The 18,320-nt window shown below is 60.2% G+C and carries 15 protein-coding genes and 1 tRNA gene; 14 read left to right on the forward strand and 2 right to left on the reverse strand.

Annotated features, from left to right (window positions below; translation table 11 throughout):
* Positions 1-108: 108 nt before the first annotated feature.
* The 5 genes from pheS to AC3WRD_RS12550 all read left to right on the forward strand — a co-directional run bounded on the left by pheS (position 109) and on the right by AC3WRD_RS12550 (position 4,339).
* Complete coding sequence (gene pheS / locus AC3WRD_RS12530; RefSeq protein WP_085712031.1) at positions 109-1,125, forward strand: phenylalanine--tRNA ligase subunit alpha; 1,017 nt, start codon at positions 109-111, stop codon at positions 1,123-1,125.
* A 26-nt stretch (positions 1,126-1,151) separates the two neighbouring features.
* On the forward strand, positions 1,152-3,530 hold the full coding sequence (gene pheT, locus AC3WRD_RS12535; RefSeq protein ID WP_102621552.1) for a phenylalanine--tRNA ligase subunit beta: 2,379 nt from the start codon (positions 1,152-1,154) through the stop codon (positions 3,528-3,530).
* 3 nt (positions 3,531-3,533) lie between these two features.
* The gene (ihfA, locus tag AC3WRD_RS12540) at positions 3,534-3,836 is read left to right on the forward strand and encodes an integration host factor subunit alpha (protein WP_002553164.1); all 303 of its coding nucleotides are present in this window, start codon (positions 3,534-3,536) and stop codon (positions 3,834-3,836) included.
* The gene (locus tag AC3WRD_RS12545; RefSeq protein ID WP_003179985.1) at positions 3,817-4,173 is read left to right on the forward strand and encodes a MerR family transcriptional regulator; all 357 of its coding nucleotides are present in this window, start codon (positions 3,817-3,819) and stop codon (positions 4,171-4,173) included. The genes ihfA and AC3WRD_RS12545 overlap by 20 nt, the downstream gene beginning before the upstream one ends.
* Before the next feature lie 89 nt (positions 4,174-4,262).
* A tRNA-Pro gene (locus AC3WRD_RS12550) sits at positions 4,263-4,339 on the forward strand.
* Positions 4,340-4,482: 143 nt separating this feature from the next.
* Here AC3WRD_RS12550 and AC3WRD_RS12555 read toward each other — a convergent pair.
* Positions 4,483-5,604 carry a Gfo/Idh/MocA family protein gene (locus AC3WRD_RS12555; protein WP_102621553.1) on the reverse strand — a complete coding sequence of 374 codons (1,122 nt, stop codon included), beginning with the start codon at positions 5,602-5,604 and terminating at the stop codon, positions 4,483-4,485.
* A gap of 120 nt (positions 5,605-5,724) precedes the next feature.
* Positions 5,725-6,645, reverse strand: a complete 921-nt coding sequence (locus AC3WRD_RS12560) for a MurR/RpiR family transcriptional regulator (protein WP_102621554.1) — start codon at positions 6,643-6,645, stop codon at positions 5,725-5,727.
* 321 nt (positions 6,646-6,966) lie between these two features.
* Between AC3WRD_RS12560 and AC3WRD_RS12565 the strand changes: the two genes are divergently transcribed.
* From AC3WRD_RS12565 to AC3WRD_RS12605, 9 genes are all read left to right on the forward strand, one after another.
* Positions 6,967-8,904: a bifunctional 5-dehydro-2-deoxygluconokinase/5-dehydro-2-deoxyphosphogluconate aldolase gene (locus AC3WRD_RS12565; protein ID WP_102621555.1), complete on the forward strand. Its 1,938-nt coding sequence runs from the start codon at positions 6,967-6,969 to the stop codon at positions 8,902-8,904.
* Positions 8,905-8,947: 43 nt separating this feature from the next.
* Positions 8,948-9,841 (forward strand): myo-inosose-2 dehydratase, encoded by an 894-nt coding sequence (gene iolE, locus AC3WRD_RS12570; protein ID WP_102621556.1) that lies wholly within the window; start codon positions 8,948-8,950, stop codon positions 9,839-9,841.
* On the forward strand, positions 9,838-10,647 hold the full coding sequence (gene iolB, locus AC3WRD_RS12575) for a 5-deoxy-glucuronate isomerase (protein ID WP_102621557.1): 810 nt from the start codon (positions 9,838-9,840) through the stop codon (positions 10,645-10,647). The genes iolE and iolB overlap by 4 nt, the downstream gene beginning before the upstream one ends.
* 30 nt (positions 10,648-10,677) lie before the next feature.
* Positions 10,678-12,180: a CoA-acylating methylmalonate-semialdehyde dehydrogenase gene (locus AC3WRD_RS12580; RefSeq protein WP_102621558.1), complete on the forward strand. Its 1,503-nt coding sequence runs from the start codon at positions 10,678-10,680 to the stop codon at positions 12,178-12,180.
* A 25-nt stretch (positions 12,181-12,205) separates the two neighbouring features.
* A complete protein-coding gene (locus tag AC3WRD_RS12585) occupies positions 12,206-13,027 on the forward strand; it encodes a TIM barrel protein (RefSeq protein ID WP_102621559.1) in 822 nt (273 codons plus the stop codon).
* 47 nt (positions 13,028-13,074) lie between these two features.
* Complete coding sequence (gene iolD / locus AC3WRD_RS12590) at positions 13,075-15,006, forward strand: 3D-(3,5/4)-trihydroxycyclohexane-1,2-dione acylhydrolase (decyclizing) (RefSeq protein ID WP_102621560.1); 1,932 nt, start codon at positions 13,075-13,077, stop codon at positions 15,004-15,006.
* Between the two features lie 35 nt (positions 15,007-15,041).
* The gene (gene iolG / locus AC3WRD_RS12595; RefSeq protein ID WP_102621561.1) at positions 15,042-16,067 is read left to right on the forward strand and encodes a bifunctional inositol 2-dehydrogenase/D-chiro-inositol 1-dehydrogenase; all 1,026 of its coding nucleotides are present in this window, start codon (positions 15,042-15,044) and stop codon (positions 16,065-16,067) included.
* 66 nt (positions 16,068-16,133) lie between these two features.
* Complete coding sequence (locus AC3WRD_RS12600; RefSeq protein ID WP_102621562.1) at positions 16,134-17,183, forward strand: Gfo/Idh/MocA family protein; 1,050 nt, start codon at positions 16,134-16,136, stop codon at positions 17,181-17,183.
* A gap of 160 nt (positions 17,184-17,343) precedes the next feature.
* Positions 17,344-18,270, forward strand: a complete 927-nt coding sequence (locus AC3WRD_RS12605) for a sugar ABC transporter substrate-binding protein (RefSeq protein ID WP_085732515.1) — start codon at positions 17,344-17,346, stop codon at positions 18,268-18,270.
* Positions 18,271-18,320 lie beyond the last annotated feature (50 nt).

Below are 18,320 nucleotides of genomic sequence, written 5' to 3' on the forward strand. Positions count from 1 at the left end.
TACCCCCGACAGTCACCCGGCCTCACCTCTGTGGGGTCAGGTGGTAAACGTCATAAATAGGGGAAGAGCCTTCAAGCTCTTCCCCTATTTTGTATCTGGAGTCTGTACATGGAAAACCTGGATGCGCTGGTCTCTCAAGCACTAGAGGCTGTGCAAAGCGCTGAAGATATCAATGCCCTGGAGCAAATCCGGGTTCAATACCTTGGCAAAAAGGGTGAATTGACTCAGGTGATGAAGACCCTGGGGAATTTGCCGGCAGAGGAGCGTCCGCAAGTCGGCGCCCTGATCAACGTTGCCAAGGAACGTGTCACAGGCGTTCTCAATGCGCGCATGGCTCTGTTTGAGGAAGCCGAACTGGCTGCCAAACTGTCCGCCGAGTCCATTGACGTAACCCTGCCGGGCCGTGGCCAGACCTCCGGTGGTCTGCATCCGGTAACCCGGACTCTGGAACGTATCGAACAGTTCTTCACCCGCATCGGCTACGGCATTGCCGAAGGTCCTGAGGTCGAAGACGATTATCACAACTTCGAGGCGCTCAACATCCCAGGCCATCACCCGGCCCGGTCGATGCACGACACCTTCTATTTCAATGCGAACATGCTGTTGCGCACCCATACCTCGCCGGTACAGGTCCGCACCATGGAATCGCAACAGCCGCCGATCCGCATCGTCTGCCCAGGCCGTGTGTATCGCAGCGACTCCGATATCACCCACTCGCCGATGTTCCACCAGGTCGAAGGCCTGCTGGTCGATCGCGACATCAATTTCGCCGACCTGAAAGGGACTATCGAAGAGTTCCTGCGGGTGTTCTTCGAAAAAGAACTGGCGGTGCGTTTCCGTCCTTCCTACTTCCCGTTCACCGAGCCATCCGCTGAAGTCGACATGGAATGCGTGATGTGTAGCGGCAAAGGCTGCCGCGTCTGCAAGCAGACCGGCTGGCTGGAAGTGATGGGCTGCGGCATGGTTCACCCGAATGTGCTGCGCATGTCCGGGATCGATCCGGAAGAGTTCTCGGGCTTTGCCTTCGGCATGGGCGTCGAGCGTCTGGCCATGCTGCGTTACGGCGTGAACGACTTGCGTCTGTTCTTCGACAACGACTTGCGGTTCCTCGCGCAATTTCGCTAGTCGTAACGAATTCTTAGGAGAGCAGGATGAAATTCAGTGAACAATGGCTGCGTGGCTGGGTTAGCCCGCAGGTAAATCGCGACGAGCTGGTTGCTCGTCTGTCGATGGCCGGTCTTGAGGTCGATAGCGTTACGCCGGCCGCCGGTGCATTCAGTGGTGTGGTGGTGGGCGAGGTACTGAGTACCGAGCAGCACCCTGACGCCGACAAGCTGCGTGTTTGCCAAGTCAGCAATGGCACGGAAACCTTCCAGGTCGTGTGCGGTGCGCCAAACGTGCGTCCGGGCCTGAAGATTCCGTTCGCCATGATCGGAGCCGAGCTGCCGGGCGATTTCAAGATCAAGAAAGCCAAGCTGCGCGGCGTCGAGTCCAACGGCATGCTGTGCTCGCAAACCGAGCTGCAGGTCGGTGAAGGCAATGACGGTCTGATGGAGCTGCCGGCCGATGCGCCGGTGGGCGAAGATTTCCGCGTTTATCTGGAGCTGGAAGACGCCAGCATCGAGGTCGACCTGACCCCGAACCGTGGCGACTGTCTGTCTCTGGCTGGTCTGGCTCGTGAAGTCGGTGCGTTGTACGACGCTCCGGTTACTCGCCCGGTGGTGATGAGCGTTCCGGCCGTGCACGATGAAGTGCGTTCGGTAGAAGTCCTGGCACCTGCTGCCTGCCCGCGTTACCTGGGCCGTGTCATCCGCAACGTTGACCTGTCCAAGCCTACGCCGCTGTGGATGGTTGAGCGTCTGCGTCGCGCCGAAGTGCGTAGCATTGACGCTGCGGTCGACATCACCAACTATGTGATGCTTGAACTGGGTCAACCGCTGCACGCATTCGACCTCGCTGAAATCAACGGCGGCATTCGTGTGCGCATGGCTGAGGAAGGCGAGAAGCTGGTATTGCTCGACGGTCAGGAAGTCAGCCTGCGTAGCGATACGCTGGTAATCGCCGACCACACTCGCGCTCTGGCGATAGCCGGCGTGATGGGTGGCGAGCACAGCGGCGTGTCCGCGACCACTCGTGACGTGTTCCTCGAAAGTGCATTCTTCGATCAGATCGCTGTGGCGGGCAAGGCTCGCTCTTACGGTCTGCACACTGATGCTTCGCACCGCTACGAGCGTGGCGTGGACTGGCAACTGGCCCGTGAAGCCATGGAGCGCGCCACTGGCCTGCTGCTGGAAATCACCGGTGGCGAAGCGGGTCCGATCATCGAGACCGTCAGCGAGCAGCACTTGCCGTCGATCGCGCCGATCACTCTGCGCGCTCAGCGCATCACCCAGATGCTGGGCATGGAAATGGATTCGGCCGAAGTCGAGCGTCTGCTCAACGCTTTGGGTCTGACAGTTTCCGCCGAGGGAGCAGGGCAGTGGCGCGTAGAAGTGCCAAGCCATCGCTTCGATATCAGCCTGGAAGTCGATCTGATCGAAGAGCTGGCGCGTCTGTACGGTTACAACCGTCTGCCGGTTCGTTACCCGCAAGCTCGTCTGGCGCCGCAAGCCAAGGCTGAGGCGCGTAGCGATCTGCCTGAGCTGCGTCGTCTGCTGGTCGCTCGTGGGTATCAGGAAGCGATCACTTACAGCTTCATCGATCCAAAACAGTTCGAGCTGTTCAATCCAGGTGTTGAACCACTGCTGTTGGCGAACCCGATCTCCAACGACATGGCTGCGATGCGTTCGTCGCTGTGGCCGGGTCTGGTCAAGGCGCTGCTGCACAACCTGAATCGTCAGCAGGATCGCGTTCGCCTGTTCGAGAGCGGTCTGCGCTTCGTTGGTCAGCTGGAAGGCCTGAAGCAAGAGCCGATGCTGGCTGGTGTTGTCTGCGGTAGCCGTTTGCCGGAAGGCTGGGCGCAAGGTCGCGATACCGTGGACTTCTTCGACGTCAAGGCCGACGTGGAAGCGGTGCTGGGTTTTGCCGGTGCGCTGGATTCGTTCACTTTCACTCCGGGCAAGCACCCGGCACTGCACCCGGGTCAAACCGCGCGCATTGAACGTGAAGGGCGTGAAGTCGGCTTTATCGGCGCGATTCACCCTGAGCTGTCGAAATCTCTCGGTCTCGACCGTCCGGTCTTCGTTTTCGAGCTGGTTCTGGCTGAAGTGGCACTCGGCAAAATGCCTAAATTCCACGAGTTGTCGCGCTTTCCTGAAGTGCGTCGTGACCTTGCACTGATTGCGCACAAAGACGTTGCAGCCTCGGCTGTACTGGACGTAATCCGTGAAAATGCAGGCGAATGGCTGACAGACCTCAGGCTATTTGACGTGTATCAGGGTAAAGGTATTGATCCTGATAGAAAAAGCCTTGCAGTCGGCTTGACCTGGCAGCATCCATCGCGCACTCTTAATGACGATGAGGTGAATTCGACGACGCAAAATATCCTCACCTCGCTCGAACAAAGGTTGAACGCCACGTTAAGGAAGTGACGTATGGGGGCTTTGACGAAAGCTGAGATGGCGGAACGTCTGTATGAAGAGCTGGGCCTGAACAAGCGGGAAGCCAAGGAATTGGTAGAACTGTTTTTCGAGGAAATCAGGCACGCTCTTGAAGACAACGAGCAGGTCAAATTGTCGGGTTTCGGCAATTTCGACCTTCGGGACAAACGCCAGCGGCCTGGCCGCAACCCGAAAACGGGGGAAGAAATCCCGATCACGGCTCGCCGTGTGGTCACCTTTCGTCCAGGGCAGAAGTTGAAAGCCCGAGTTGAGGCTTATGCTGGAACCAAGTCATAACGACGAACTACCCGTCATCCCGGGCAAACGCTACTTCACCATCGGTGAAGTCAGCGAGCTGTGTGCGGTAAAACCACATGTGCTGCGCTACTGGGAGCAGGAGTTTCCTCAGCTCAACCCCGTCAAACGCCGCGGAAACCGCCGGTATTATCAGCGCCAGGATGTGCTGATGATCCGGCAAATCCGCGCGCTCCTTTACGATCAAGGGTTCACCATCGGCGGCGCACGTTTGCGACTGTCCGGTGATGAGGCCAAAGACGACACAACCCAATACAAGCAAATGATCCGCCAGATGATCGCCGAGCTCGAAGATGTTTTGGTGGTTCTCAAGAAATAATTTCCTGCTTTTAAATACTTCCAGTTTTCAAAAGCTTGCGATATATTCTTGAGCGTTCTTCGACATGAGGAACAGTTTTCACGCCTAGTCGGGGCGTAGCGCAGTCCGGTAGCGCACTAGCATGGGGTGCTAGGGGTCGAGTGTTCGAATCACTCCGTCCCGACCATATAATTCAATGACTTAGCCCAACTTTAGCGAGTTGGGCTTTTTCATGCGCAGTGACTTTTGTAGGGAGACCCAGTTTCCTCTTCAATAAATTCAGACACTCAAGCCGATCAGCCAGATCGGCTTTTTTGTGCCCCCACAAAACTAGCCAGTGATTTCACTGACAGACACCCAGCGCCGCTCCTCAGCCGCGACCCGAATCGCTGTCGCCAGTCGCTCCACTTCAAATGCCTCCTCGAAATCAGTCCCCGTTTGCCCATTCCCGGCCAACGCCATGATCAGTTCATGCACTTCCAGTGTTTTCAGCTCGTTGTAACCCAGCTGGTGCCCCGGCGCCGGGCTGAATGCTGCGTAGCCGGGCAAGTCCGGTCCGGCCAGTAAACGCTGGAAGCCGCCCTGGCCGGCGCGACACAGGCGTAGCTCGTTCAATCGCTCCTGATCGAACGCCAAGGTGCCTCGGGTGCCGCTGATCTCGAAGCTCAGATGATTCTTGTAGCCATGCTTGAGCCAACTGCTGCTGAAAGTGCCGCGCGCGTCGCTGGCAAAGCGCAACAGCGCTTGGGCCTGATCGTCGACCGCAATGCGGCGTTGTTCCTGGCTGCCGGGCGTGGCCGGGCGCTGGCGATGGACGGTCTGAGAGTCGGCGCACACCGCTTCGACATCGCCCAGCAGGTGGCGCGCCATGGCGAGCAGGTGACTGCCTAGATCCGCCAGGGCTCCACCGGCATGTTCGGGTTCGCAGCGCCACGACCAGGGGGAGGCTGGATCGGCCATGAAATCTTCGCTGAATTCACCTTGAAAGCTGATGATCTCGCCGAGTTCGCCACTCAGGATCAGCTCGCGTGCCAGGCCGATGATCGGGTTGTGCTGGTAGTTGTAGCCGACCCGGGTGACGACGCCGGCGTGCTTCGCCGCCACGTGCATCGCATGAGCTTGTTCAAGATTCACCGCCAATGGCTTTTCGCAATACACCGGTTTGCCAGCGGCAAGCGCGGCCATGGCCATCGGGTAGTGCAGGTGATTGGGTGTAGTGATTGCGATCAGGTTGACCTTGGGGTCGTCGATCAATCGCTGCCAATCGCCATGGGCCTGATCGAAGCCCCAGGCGGTGGCGCAAGCTTGTGCGCGTGCGGGATCGGCGTCAGCCAGGGCGGCCAGGCGAAGGGTGAAGGGCAGTTCGAATGCCGCACTGACGTTGCGAAAGGCCAGGGCGTGTGCTCGCCCCATGAAACCCGTGCCGATAAGACCGATTCCGAGTTCACGCATGACAGGATCCTTTGAGTTCTTGTTTTCAGAGATCCTGTTTATAGAATAAAAATTCACTACTTTCAAATAATGGAATTAATATTTTGAATTGCCGCGCTCGGTGGAATGTCGGTTCTCCGGTCAGTCTTCGAACCCGACCTGCTCGTGAATCTCATCCACCTTCAACTCCAGTCGATAGGCCACGGCGATAAACAGCGCCTGGCAAAGGCACAGGGTCGCACTCAAGGAGCGGAACGCAAACGAGCTACCTTCATTGACCAGCAGCAAAGTGTTGGCGCGCTTGGCCAATGGCGAGAGATTGCTGTCAGTGATGATCAGGGTTTTCGCCTGATGGTGCTGGGCAATGCGCAGGCAGTGCTGGGTTTCCTTGCCGTACGGCGTGAAGCTGATGGCGATCACCAGGTCATTGGCGCGCACGCTGCGCATCTGCTCGCGATAACTGCCGCCGAGGCCCGAGACCAGATGGATGCGCTTGTTGGTATGTTGCAGGTTGTAGACCAGATAGTCGGCCACCGCGAACGAGCGGCGCACGCCGACCACGTAGATATTGTCGGCATTGACCACCAGGTCCACGGCCTTCTCGAAGGCCTGGTCATCGAGTTCCTGCCCCAGTCGTTCGATGCCCGACAGGGTGGCGTCGATGCATTCGCGGGCCAGATCGCCGCCGCTGGCTTTCTGCGACTTGTTGGCGATCATGCTGCGAATGCGCTGTTGGTAGTTCTGCACCGGCGTGGCTTTGTGGGTGTACGCCTCGCGGAACAGCGCCTGCATTTCACTGAAACCGCTAAAACCGAAACGCTGGGAAAACCGCACGATGGCTGACGGGTGCACTTCGCACTCGCGGGCGATGTCGCTGATGCGGTCGACCATGATCCGATCGCTTTGCTGGCTCATGTAACTGGCGATGCGTTTGAGCTGGCGCGGCAGGCTTTCGTATTCGCGGGTGATGAGCTGCAGCAGGCGCTCGGCATTGATCGGGGGGCTGGCAAGATCGCTCTCGGGCGTGCTCTCGGCGGTAGCCGGCTGATCGGTGCGGGACATAGATAATCCTTCTGGCTTGTTCTTGGCTTGTACTTATAGCGACGGTGGTTCACCGCGTCCCAGGACAATAGGTTGGCTGTGCGCAGTCTACAGGCTAGGCCCGGACAAAATCTTGGGCTTGCGCCAGCGGGATGCCTGCTGAAACGATGCACTGCGTCTGGAGCGCTTGCACTGGAGTTTATTGGAAAAAATATTCCACGTGAAAAATAATTGGAATATTTATTGATTGTTCGATCCGGCTCGTTTTAGTCTGCATCCACCAAGAGTGTCCGGCGCCGTCATCGCCCCGGGTACAGGCTGATAAAAATAACAGGAGCCAGCATGGGCCAGACTCGTTTTGCCAGTGGACGTCAATTGGATCTGATTTGTCTCGGACGCCTCGGCGTCGACCTCTATGCGCAGCAAGTCGGGGCACGGCTGGAGGATGTGAGCAGCTTCGCCAAATACCTCGGAGGCTCTTCCGCCAACATCGCGTTCGGCACCGCCCGGCTGGGGCTCAGGTCGGCGATGCTGAGCCGCACCGGCGACGATCACATGGGGCGTTTCCTGATCGAATCCCTGGCCCGTGAAGGTTGCGATGTCAGCGGCATCAAGGTCGATCCGGAGCGACTGACCGCGATGGTGCTGCTCGGTCTCAAGGATCGGGAAACCTTTCCCCTGGTCTTCTACCGTGAGAATTGCGCCGACATGGCGCTGCGGGCCGAAGACATCAGCGAAGCCTTTATCGCCTCCAGCAAGGCCTTGCTGATCACCGGCACCCATTTCTCCACCGACGGCGTCTACAAGGCGAGCATCCAGGCGCTGGACTACGCCGAAAAGCACAACGTCAAACGAGTGCTGGACATCGACTATCGCCCGGTTCTGTGGGGGCTTGCTGGCAAGGCGGACGGCGAAACCCGTTTCGTTGCCGATCAGAACGTCACTCACCATGTGCAGCAAATCCTCCCGCGCTTCGACCTTGTGGTCGGGACCGAAGAAGAGTTTCTGATGGCCGGCGGTTCAGAGGATTTGCTCACCGCGCTGCGCAATGTCCGACGGTTGAGCGCGGCGACCCTGGTGGTCAAGCTCGGTCCGCAAGGTTGTACGGTTATTCACGGAGAGATTCCGGTGCGTCTTGAAGACGGCGCGATTTATCCCGGTGTGCGGGTCGAGGTGCTGAACGTGCTGGGCGCCGGCGATGCGTTCATGTCGGGTTTCCTCAGCGGCTGGCTGGAGGACGCCAGCGACGAGCGTTGCTGCCAGTTGGCCAATGCCTGCGGTGGTCTGGTGGTATCGCGCCATGCCTGCGCGCCGGCGATGCCAACCCGTGCCGAGCTCGATTACCTGTTCAGCAGCCCGGTGCCGATTACCCGGCCGGATCAGGACGTCACCCTGCAACGCCTGCATCAGGTCAGTGTGCCGCGCAAACAGTGGAAGCAACTGTTCATCTTTGCCTTCGACCATCGCGGGCAACTGGTGGAGCTGGCCCAGAAGGGGGGGCGCGACCTCGGCGCCATCGGCGAACTCAAGCAACTGTTCATCAAAGCCGTGGAGCGGGTCGAAAGCGATCTGCGCGAGCAGGGCATAGAAGCCGATGTCGGGCTGCTGGCTGATCAGCGTTTCGGCCAGGACTCGCTGAACGCCGCTACCGGTCGAGGCTGGTGGGTGGCGCGTCCGGTTGAAGTGCAGGGTTCGCGGCCGCTGGCCTTCGAACACGGGCGCTCGATCGGCAGCAACCTGATCGCCTGGCCGCAAGAACAAATCATCAAATGCCTGGTGCAATTCCACCCGGACGACGAGCCGATGCTGCGGCTGGAGCAGGAAGCGCAGATCAAGGCGCTGTATCAGGCATCGCAAGTCAGTGGTCATGAACTGCTACTGGAAATCATCCCGCCCAAGGATCACCCCTCACCGCATCCCGACGTGCTGTATCGCGCGCTCAAACGCCTCTACAACCTGGGCATCTACCCGGCGTGGTGGAAGATCGAAGCGCAAAGCGCCGAGGAATGGCAACAGCTCGACGAACTGATCCAGGCGCGCGATCCCTATTGCCGAGGTGTGGTGCTGCTGGGCCTGAATGCCCCGGCATCAGCGTTGGCCGAAGGCTTTCAACAGGCCAGTCAGAGCCAGACTTGCCGTGGGTTCGCCGTGGGTCGGACGATTTTTCAGGAGCCGAGCCGCGCCTGGCTGGCCGGGGAGATCGACGACGAGACGCTGATCCGCCAGGTACAGGGAACCTTCGTCGAGCTGATCGATGCCTGGCGCACGGCCCGGGCCTGAGCCGCAGTTGAACACTCTAGAAATAACAATAAAAGGTGCAGCCATGCCCGCTATCCGAATTGGCATCAACCCGATTTCCTGGAGCAACGACGACCTGCCGTCCCTCGGTGGTGAAACACCGCTGAGCACCGCCCTCAGCGAAGGCAAGGTCATCGGTTATGAAGGCTTCGAACTCAACGGCAAGTTTCCCAAGGACGCCAAAGGCGTTGGCGACGTGCTGCGCCCGTATGACCTGGCGCTAGTGTCCGGCTGGTATTCCAGTCGCCTGGTGCGCCGTTCGGTCGCCGAGGAAATCGACGCGATTGCCAGCCATGTCGAGTTGCTGGCGAAGAACGGCGCGAACGTGCTGGTTTACGGTGAAGTCGCCGATTCCATTCAGGGCCAGCGTATTCCGCTGGTCGAGCGCCCGCGTTTTCACACCGAACAGGCGTGGCAGCAGTACGCCGACAAGCTGACCGAACTGGCACGCTTCACCCTGTCCCAAGGCGTGCGTCTGGCGTATCACCACCATATGGGCGCCTACATCGAATCCCCGTCGGACATCGACACCCTGATGGCGCTGACCGGCAGTGAAGTCGGGCTGCTGTTCGATTCGGGCCATTGCTACATGGGCGGCGGTGAACCCTTGCAGGTGCTGCGCAAACACCTGTCGCGCATCTGCCACGTGCACTTCAAGGACGTGCGCAAACCGGTGGTGCAACTGGCGCGTAACAATCTGTGGAGCTTCCCCGACTGCATCATCAACGGCACGTTCACCGTGCCGGGGGATGGCGACATCGACTTCGCCGAACTGCTGGACGTGCTGCTGGCGGCCGATTACCACGGCTGGCTGGTGGTCGAAGCCGAGCAGGATCCGGCAGTGGCGCCGAGTTACGTCTACGCGAAAAAAGGCTTCGACACCTTGCGCGCGCTGCTCGACGAGAGGGCTGCACGATGAGCCTGCTGGTCAAAAGCAATGCCCGTGGCCGGACCATGGTCGAGCTGGCTGAAGGTGAGTTGCAATACGTCGGTTTCGCCGCCTACCGGTTGAGCCTGGGTGAAACCTTGCCTGTCGCGGCGGGCGACAAGGAGCTGTGCCTGGTGTTGCTCAGCGGTCGGGTCGGCATCCACGGCGAGGCACTGGGGCTGGGGACCTTCAACTGGGACAACCTCGGTGATCGCCAGTCGGTGTTCGAAGACAAATCCCCGTTCGCCGCGTACTTGCCACCCGGCAGTCAGGCGCAGGTGGTGGCATTGAGTGATGCGCAAGTGGCGGTTTGCGCGGCTCCCGGTTCGACCACCATGGGTCTCGGTCCGCGCCTGATCAGGCCTGAAACCATGAAGCGCAGCGTGCGGGGCAAGAGCGCCAATACCCGCTATGTCTGCGACATCCTGCCGGACAGCGAGCCGGCTCATTCGCTGCTGGTGGTGGAAGTGCGCACGCCATCCGGGCACTCGTCGAGCTACCCGCCGCACAAGCACGACACCGACGACCTGCCACACCAGAGCTTTCTAGAAGAAACCTACTACCACCAGATCAACCCGCCCCAAGGCTTCGTGTTCCAGCGGGTCTACACCGACGACCGCAGCATCGATCAAGCCATGGCCGTGGAAAACAGCGATCTGGTGGTCGTGCCCAAGGGCTATCACCCGGTCAGCGTGCCGTATGGCTACGAATCTTATTACCTGAACGTGATGGCAGGGCCGAAACGCGTCTGGCAGTTCCATAACGACCCGCAGCACAGCTGGCTGCTGGATCTCTGAATTCCAACTTTCGCACGGAGAACAAGAACAATGAGCGACGCCCCGGTCATAGGCCACTACATCGACGGTCAGGTGCAGGACAGCGGTAGCGAACGATTCAGCGATGTCTTCAATCCGGCCACCGGCGGCGTTCAGGCGCGGGTCGGGTTGGCCAGCCAGAAGACCGTGGACGCTGCCGTCGCATCGGCGCTCAAGGCATTCCCGGCCTGGTCCGAGCAATCGTCCCTGCGCCGTTCGCGGGTGATGTTCAAGTTCAAGGAATTGCTCGATCGTCATCACGACGAACTGGCCGAAATCATCAGTCGCGAACACGGCAAGGTCTTTTCCGACGCCAAGGGCGAAGTCACACGAGGCATTGAAATCGTCGAGTACGCCTGCGGTGCACCGAACCTGTTGAAGACCGAGTTCAGCGACAACATCGGCGGCGGCATCGACAACTGGAACCTGCGTCAGCCGCTCGGCGTCTGCGCCGGAGTCACGCCGTTCAACTTCCCGGTGATGGTGCCGCTGTGGATGATTCCGCTGGCGCTGGTCACCGGCAACTGCTTCATCCTCAAACCGTCCGAGCGCGATCCGTCCGCCAGTTTGCTGATGGCTCGCCTGTTGACCGAAGCCGGTTTGCCGGACGGTGTGTTCAACGTGGTCCAGGGCGACAGGGCGGCGGTCGACGCCTTGCTGCAGCACCCGGACATCGAGGCGATTTCGTTTGTCGGTTCGACGCCGATTGCCGAGTACATCCACCAGCAGGCAACCGCGCGCGGCAAGCGGGTGCAGGCGCTGGGCGGCGCGAAGAATCACATGATCGTCATGCCCGACGCGGATCTGGATCAAGCGGCGGATGCCTTGATCGGCGCCGCTTACGGATCGGCCGGTGAACGCTGCATGGCAATTTCAATTGCGGTTGCGGTCGGCGAAGTCGGCGATCAACTGATTGCCAAACTGTTGCCGCGCATCGATCAGTTGAAAGTCGGCAACGGTCTGCAAGGCGACAACGACATGGGCCCGCTGGTCACCGCCGAACACAAGGCCAGGGTTGAAGGCTTTATCGATCAGGGCGTGGCCCAGGGCGCGCAGCTGATTGTCGATGGCCGCCACTTCAAGGTGCCGGGGGCCGAGGCGGGCTTTTTCGTCGGGGCGACGCTGTTCGATCACGTCACCACCGACATGAGCATCTATCAGCAGGAAATCTTCGGGCCGGTGCTGGGCATCGTCCGCGTGCCGGACTTCGCCAGTGCCGTGGCGCTGATCAACGCCCATGAATTCGGCAACGGCGTGTCGTGCTTCACCAGCGATGGCGGGATAGCCCGTGCCTTCGCCCGCACCATCAAGGTCGGCATGGTCGGCATCAACGTGCCCATTCCGGTGCCCATGGCCTGGCATTCGTTCGGTGGCTGGAAGCGCTCGCTGTTCGGCGATCACCATGCCTACGGGGAAGAAGGCATTCGTTTTTACAGTCGCTACAAAAGCGTGATGCAGCGCTGGCCCGACAGCATTGCCAAGGGCCCGGAATTCAGCATGCCGACGGCCAAATAATTCACCTGCGCGGAGAACAACAAGAATGAGTACTCCCCTGCGTTTTGCCCTGAACCGAATGGTCGCTCCACGTTTATCCCTGCCGGCGTTCATCGAATTGGCGGTGACCCTCAAGGCTGACGCCATCGAGATCCGCAACGACCTCAAAGGCGTCGAGATCGATGACGGCACCGCACCCGAACACGTGCGTGAGTTGTGCGCGGCCCATGGCATCAGCGTGCTGTCGATCAACGCGCTGTATCCGTTTGATGTGTGGAATGACGAGCGCCGCGCGCAGGCCTTGAAGCTGGCTGCCTATGCCCGCGATTGTGGTGCGCGGGGGCTGGTGATGTGCCCGTTGAACGATCGCGCCGATCCGCGCAGCGTCGCCGAACGTGCGTCGGGCCTGCGCACCGCATTGAGTGAGCTGGCGCCGATCCTGCGCGATCACGGCCTGCTGGGATTCATCGAGCCACTGGGTTTCAAAGCCTGCTCGCTGCGCCGCAAACGCACGGCGGTGGAGGCGATCAAGGCGGTCGGCGGGCTGGATGTATTCCGTCTGGTGCACGACACCTTTCATCACCATTTGGCCGGTGAGCAGGAGTTTTTCCCTGAGCTGACAGGGCTGGTGCACATCTCCGGTGTCGAGGAAACCGAGGCGCCGCTGGCGACCCTTTGCGATGGTCACCGGGTGCTGGTGGGGGCGGACGACATTCTCGGCAACGCGGCACAAATCAACAGCCTGCTCGCTGGGGGCTACAGCGGCTACCTGTCGTTTGAACCATTCGCCGACAGCGTCCATGGCCTGGCGGATATCCAGACGGCGATTGGCGCGAGCATGGACCACCTGAGCAACTCCCTGAGTTGACAGTGCCCCTCGCAGGGGGGGCGGATCTGAATTTGAAAGGTGCGGTTATGACCACAACAAGACTGACCATGGCTCAGGCCCTGGTGAAATTCCTCGACAACCAGTACATCGAGGTCGATGGCGTTCAGAGCAAGTTCGTCGCCGGGATCTTTACCATTTTCGGCCACGGCAACGTGCTGGGTCTGGGGCAGGCGCTGGAGCAGGACAGCGGTGACCTGATCGTCCATCAGGGCCGCAACGAACAAGGCATGGCCCATGCGGCGATCGGTTTTGCCAAGCAGCACCTGCGACGCAAGATCTACGCCTGCACCTCGTCCGTGGGGCCGGGTGCGGCGAACATGCTGACTGCTGCCGCCACCGCGACCGCCAACCGGATTCCCTTGCTGCTGTTGCCGGGTGATGTCTATGCCTGTCGTCAACCGGACCCGGTGTTGCAACAGATCGAGCAGTTCCACGACCTGAGTATCAGCACCAACGATGCGTTCAAGTCCGTGAGCAAATACTGGGATCGCATCAACCGCCCCGAGCAATTGATGAGCGCTGCGATCCACGCCATGCGCGTGCTCACCGACCCCGCCGAAACCGGTGCCGTGACCCTGGCCCTGCCGCAGGATGTGCAGGCCGAAGCCTACGATTATCCCGATTACTTCCTGCAAAAACGCGTGCACCGCATCGAGCGTCGTCCGGCCACTGAAGCGATGCTCGGCGATGCCGTGGCGCTGTTCAAAGGCAAGCGCAAACCGTTGATCATCTGTGGTGGCGGCGTCAAATATTCCGGCGCCAACGCGGCGTTGCAGGCGTTTGCCGAGCGTTTCGATATTCCTTTCGCTGAAACCCAGGCCGGCAAGAGTGCGGTGGTTTCCGGCCATCCGCTGAACGTCGGCGGCATTGGCGAAACCGGTTGCCTGGCGGCGAATCTGCTGGCCAAAGAGGCGGATCTGATCATCGGTGTTGGCACCCGCTACAGCGATTTCACCACCGCGTCGAAATCCTTGTTCCAGCACCCTGACGTGCAGTTTCTCAACCTCAATATCAGCCCGTGCGATGCCCTGAAACTCGATGGTGTGCAACTGCTGGCGGACGCCCGAACAGGTTTGTCGGCGCTGGCTGAAGCGCTGGGCGACTACCGTTCCGGCTGGGGCGATGAACCCCGTCAGGCCAGGGCGCAACTGGACAAGGAGGTGGATCGCCTTTATCAGATCGACTATCAGGCCCGGGATTTCCTCCCGGAAATCAACGACCACCTCGATTCGGCGGTGTTGCGCGAATTCATTGAGCTGACCGGCTCCTGTCTGACCCAGAGTCGCGTGCTCGGCGTGCTCAATGAAACCCTCGCCGATGACGCGGTCATCGTCGCCGCCGCCGGCAGCCTGCCCGGCGACTTGCAACGCAGCTGGCGCAGCAAGGGGGTGAACACCTATCACGTCGAGTACGGATATTCGTGCATGGGCTATGAGGTGAATGCTGCGCTGGGCGTGAAGCTCGCCGAGCCTGAGCGCGAGGTCTATGCGCTGGTGGGCGACGGCTCCTACATGATGCTGCACTCGGAGCTGGTCACCTCGATCCAGGAGCGGCGCAAGATCAACGTGGTGCTGTTCGACAACATGACCTTCGGCTGCATCAACAACCTGCAGATGGGCAACGGCATGGACAGCTTTGCCACCGAGTTCCGTTTCCGCAACCCGCAGACCGGCCAGCTCGACGGCGCTTTCGTGCCGGTGAATTTCGCCATGAGCGCGGCGGCCTACGGCTGCAAGACTTACAAGGTGAACACCGTTGAAGAGCTGCGGGCGGCGCTGGCCGATGCGCGCTTGCAGACGGTCTCGACCCTGATCGACATCAAGGTTCTGCCCAAGACCATGATTCACGGTTACCTGTCGTGGTGGCGGGTCGGCGTGGCGCAAGTCTCCACCAGCGCCCGTACCGAAGCGGCGGCCAAAACCCTGAACGAACGACTGGCCAAGGCCCGTCAGTACTGATTGCCCTGAATCGAACAACCACAAGGAATCCTTTCATGTCATTGTTTTCCCAAGCGTTGCGGCTAGGCGTCATCGGCACCGGTGCCATCGGCCAGGACCACATCCGTCGGTGCAGCCAGACCTTGCTCAACAGCCAGGTCGTCGCGGTTACCGACATCAATTTGCAGCAGGCGGCCAAGGTCGTGGCAGACCTGAAGCTGACCGCCGAGGTCTATCCCGACGGCCACGCGCTGATCCAGGCGCCGGACGTCGAGGCGATCCTCGTCACCTCCTGGGGCCCGAGTCACGAAGAGTTCGTGCTGGCTGCGATTTCGGCGGGCAAACCGGTGTTCTGCGAAAAGCCGCTGGCTGTCACCGCCGAAGGCTGCCGCAAGATCGTCGAGGCCGAAGAGGCCCATGGCAAGCGGCTGGTGCAGGTCGGTTTCATGCGTCCGTACGATGAAGGTTATCGCGCGTTGAAGTCGGTGATCGACAGTGGCCAGATCGGCGAGCCGTTGATGCTGCACTGCGCCCACCGCAACCCGACCGTAGGTGAAAACTACAAGACCGACATGGCGATCACCGACACGCTGATCCATGAGCTGGACGTGCTGCGCTGGTTGCTCGACGACGATTATGTTTCGGTGCAGGTGGTGTTCCCGCGCAAGAGCAGCAAGGCTCTCGCGCATCTGAAAGATCCGCAGATCGTGCTGCTGGAAACCGCCAAGGGCACGCGTATCGACGTGGAGGTTTTCGTCAATTGTCAGTACGGCTATGACATTCAGTGCGAAGTGGTGGGGGAGACCGGCATCGCCAGACTGCCGGAGCCGTCCCAGGTGCAATTGCGCAGCGGAGCGAAGCTGTCCAACGCGATTCTGATGGACTGGAAGGATCGCTTCATCGCGGCCTATGACGTCGAGTTGCAGGCGTTCATCGATGGCGTGCGGGCAGGGCAGGTGGGTGGGCCTTCGGCGTGGGATGGGTTCGCCGCCGCGGTTGCCGCCGATGCGTGCATCGAAGCGCAGAACAGCGGGGCGATCGTCAACGTTGCACTGCCTGATCGCCCGAGGTTCTACGGTTAACGCTGCTCCCACAACCACCGCGTTTTTCCGAGACGCGGTGACATAACAAGAAGAAGGAGTTCAGACATGCGCATCGGACTTGTCGGTTACGGCCATGGCGGCCGGTTTTTTCATGCTCCGCTGATCAGCAGTCTGCCGGCGGCGACGTTCGTCGGCGTGGTCACCCGTTCGGTGGAGCGCCGACAGTTGCTGGCGGCGGAGCATCCGGGTGTGCCGGCCTTCGACAGCATCGGCCAGTTGGTGGAAGCCGGGATCGATGTCCTGGTGGTGTCGACACCCCTAAAGGGGCGGCCGGCGCTGGTGCTCGACGGCATCGAACACGGGGTGGCGGTGGTCAGCGACAAGCCGTTCGCCGCCGACTGGCAGCAGGCGCAAACCCTGATCACCATGGCCGAACGCCAGAATGTGCGGCTCAGCGTCTATCAGAACCGGCGCTGGGATTCGGACTTTCTAACCGTGCGCAAACTCATCGAATCCGGCGCGCTGGGCCAGGTCAGCCGTTTCGAATCGCGGATCGAGCGTTACTCGCCCTCGTCGGTTCACAACGGCAGCGGCGGTGGTTTTTTGCGCGATCTTGGCAGTCATCTGGTCGATCAGGCGCTGTTGCTGTTCGGCCCGGTGACACGGGTTTACGCCGAACTGGACTACCTGGAGAAAGACCAGGCGTTCGATCACGGCTTCTTCATGTCCCTGACCCATGCCAGCGGCGTAACCTCGCACCTGGGCGGCAGTTGCCTGGAAAACAGCCCCGGCCCGCGCTTTCGGGTGAGCGGCACGCTGGGTTGTTACAGCGTCGAGGGGCTCGATGGGCAGGAGGCCATGGCGCTGGCCGGGCTCTCGCCGAAAACCGAAGGCGAGCGCTGGGGCGTCGAGGAGCACCGGCGTTGGGGCTGGTTCGAGCACGGAGAAGAGCGCGAACGGGTTCCTTCCGAACGAGGATGCTGGAGTCAGTTCTATTTACAGCTACAAATCGCGTTGCAAAACGGTGGCCCACTGCCCGTGGACGCCCGTGATGCACTGGCGACAACCCGCGTGCTAGACGCTGCGCGCCTGAGTTTCAAACGTCATCAAGTGGTGGAGCTGAGTGAGTTTGCGAGCCATGGAATAAAATCATAATAAAATTCTAAAATAGGTTGATATGGAAAATATTTTCCAATAAAGTCGATTCCAGATTTACTGTCTCGCGATACGTTCCAACGCCTCGACTGCTTGTCCGCTTACTGAAATCGTCATGCCTCATCCATAAAACCAACAAGAATGTGGAGAAAGACTTTTCATGAAGACCAAGACCCGTTTTGCTTCACTGGCCTTGTCCCTGATGTTTGCCAGCGGCGCTGTGCTGGCCGATATGAAGATCGGTGTCAGCATGTCCCAGTTTGATGACACCTGGCTGACCTACCTGCGTGAATCCATGGACAAGAAAGCCAAGTCCTATCCCGACGGCGTCAAGCTGCAGTTCGAAGACGCCCGCAGCGACGTGGTCAAGCAATTGAGCCAGGTCGAAAGCTTCATCAGCCAGAAGGTCGACGCCATCGTGGTCAATCCGGTGGATACCGCCGCCACCAAGAAGATCACTGAAGCGGCGGTGAAGGCCGGGATTCCGCTGGTCTACGTCAACCGTCGCCCCGATGACTTGAACCTGCCCAAAGGTGTAGTAACCGTTGCTTCCAACGACCTGGAGGCCGGCGAGATGCAGATGCAGTACCTGGCCGACAAGATGGGCGGCAAGGGCGACATCGTGATTCTGCTGGGTGATCTGGCGAACAACTCCACCACCAATCGCACCAAGGGCGTCAAAGAGGTGCTGGCCAAATACCCGGACATCAAGGTCGAGCAGGAGCAGAGCGGCGTCTGGCTGCGGGATAAAGGCATGACGCTGGTCAACGACTGGTTGACCCAGGGCCGCAAGTTCGACGCGGTCGTCTCCAACAACGACGAAATGGCGATCGGTGCCGCGATGGCCCTGCAGCAGGCCGGCGTCGCAAAAGGCAGCGTGCTGATCGCGGGTGTCGACGGTACGCCGGATGGCTTGAATGCTGTGAAGAAGGGCTCGCTGGCCGCTTCCGTGTTCCAGGACGCCAAGGGTCAGGCCGACGGCTCCATCGATACCGCAGTGAGAATGGCGAAGAACGAGCCGGTCGAGCCGGCGGTCTGGGTGCCGTTTCGTCTGATCACGCCGCAAAACGTTGACCAGTTCAAATAGTCCGTCCGTTCAATAACAACAATAAGCCCGCAAGGTGGCGAACGCGACCT

The sequence above is a fragment of the Pseudomonas sp. FW215-R2 genome, from assembly GCF_058789255.1.

Bases quoted from the DNA above. Each gene is read 5' to 3' on its own strand.
- pheS (WP_085712031.1), top strand. From the start codon at position 109: ATGGAAAACCTGGATGCGCTGGTCTCTCAAGCACTAGAGGCTGTGCAA.
- pheT (WP_102621552.1), top strand. From the start codon at position 1,152: ATGAAATTCAGTGAACAATGGCTGCGTGGCTGGGTTAGCCCGCAGGTA.
- ihfA (WP_002553164.1), top strand. From the start codon at position 3,534: ATGGGGGCTTTGACGAAAGCTGAGATGGCGGAACGTCTGTATGAAGAG.
- AC3WRD_RS12545 (WP_003179985.1), top strand. From the start codon at position 3,817: ATGCTGGAACCAAGTCATAACGACGAACTACCCGTCATCCCGGGCAAA.
- AC3WRD_RS12555 (WP_102621553.1), bottom strand. From the start codon at position 5,604: ATGCGTGAACTCGGAATCGGTCTTATCGGCACGGGTTTCATGGGGCGA.
- AC3WRD_RS12560 (WP_102621554.1), bottom strand. From the start codon at position 6,645: ATGTCCCGCACCGATCAGCCGGCTACCGCCGAGAGCACGCCCGAGAGC.
- AC3WRD_RS12565 (WP_102621555.1), top strand. From the start codon at position 6,967: ATGGGCCAGACTCGTTTTGCCAGTGGACGTCAATTGGATCTGATTTGT.
- iolE (WP_102621556.1), top strand. From the start codon at position 8,948: ATGCCCGCTATCCGAATTGGCATCAACCCGATTTCCTGGAGCAACGAC.
- iolB (WP_102621557.1), top strand. From the start codon at position 9,838: ATGAGCCTGCTGGTCAAAAGCAATGCCCGTGGCCGGACCATGGTCGAG.
- AC3WRD_RS12580 (WP_102621558.1), top strand. From the start codon at position 10,678: ATGAGCGACGCCCCGGTCATAGGCCACTACATCGACGGTCAGGTGCAG.
- AC3WRD_RS12585 (WP_102621559.1), top strand. From the start codon at position 12,206: ATGAGTACTCCCCTGCGTTTTGCCCTGAACCGAATGGTCGCTCCACGT.
- iolD (WP_102621560.1), top strand. From the start codon at position 13,075: ATGACCACAACAAGACTGACCATGGCTCAGGCCCTGGTGAAATTCCTC.
- iolG (WP_102621561.1), top strand. From the start codon at position 15,042: ATGTCATTGTTTTCCCAAGCGTTGCGGCTAGGCGTCATCGGCACCGGT.
- AC3WRD_RS12600 (WP_102621562.1), top strand. From the start codon at position 16,134: ATGCGCATCGGACTTGTCGGTTACGGCCATGGCGGCCGGTTTTTTCAT.
- AC3WRD_RS12605 (WP_085732515.1), top strand. From the start codon at position 17,344: ATGAAGACCAAGACCCGTTTTGCTTCACTGGCCTTGTCCCTGATGTTT.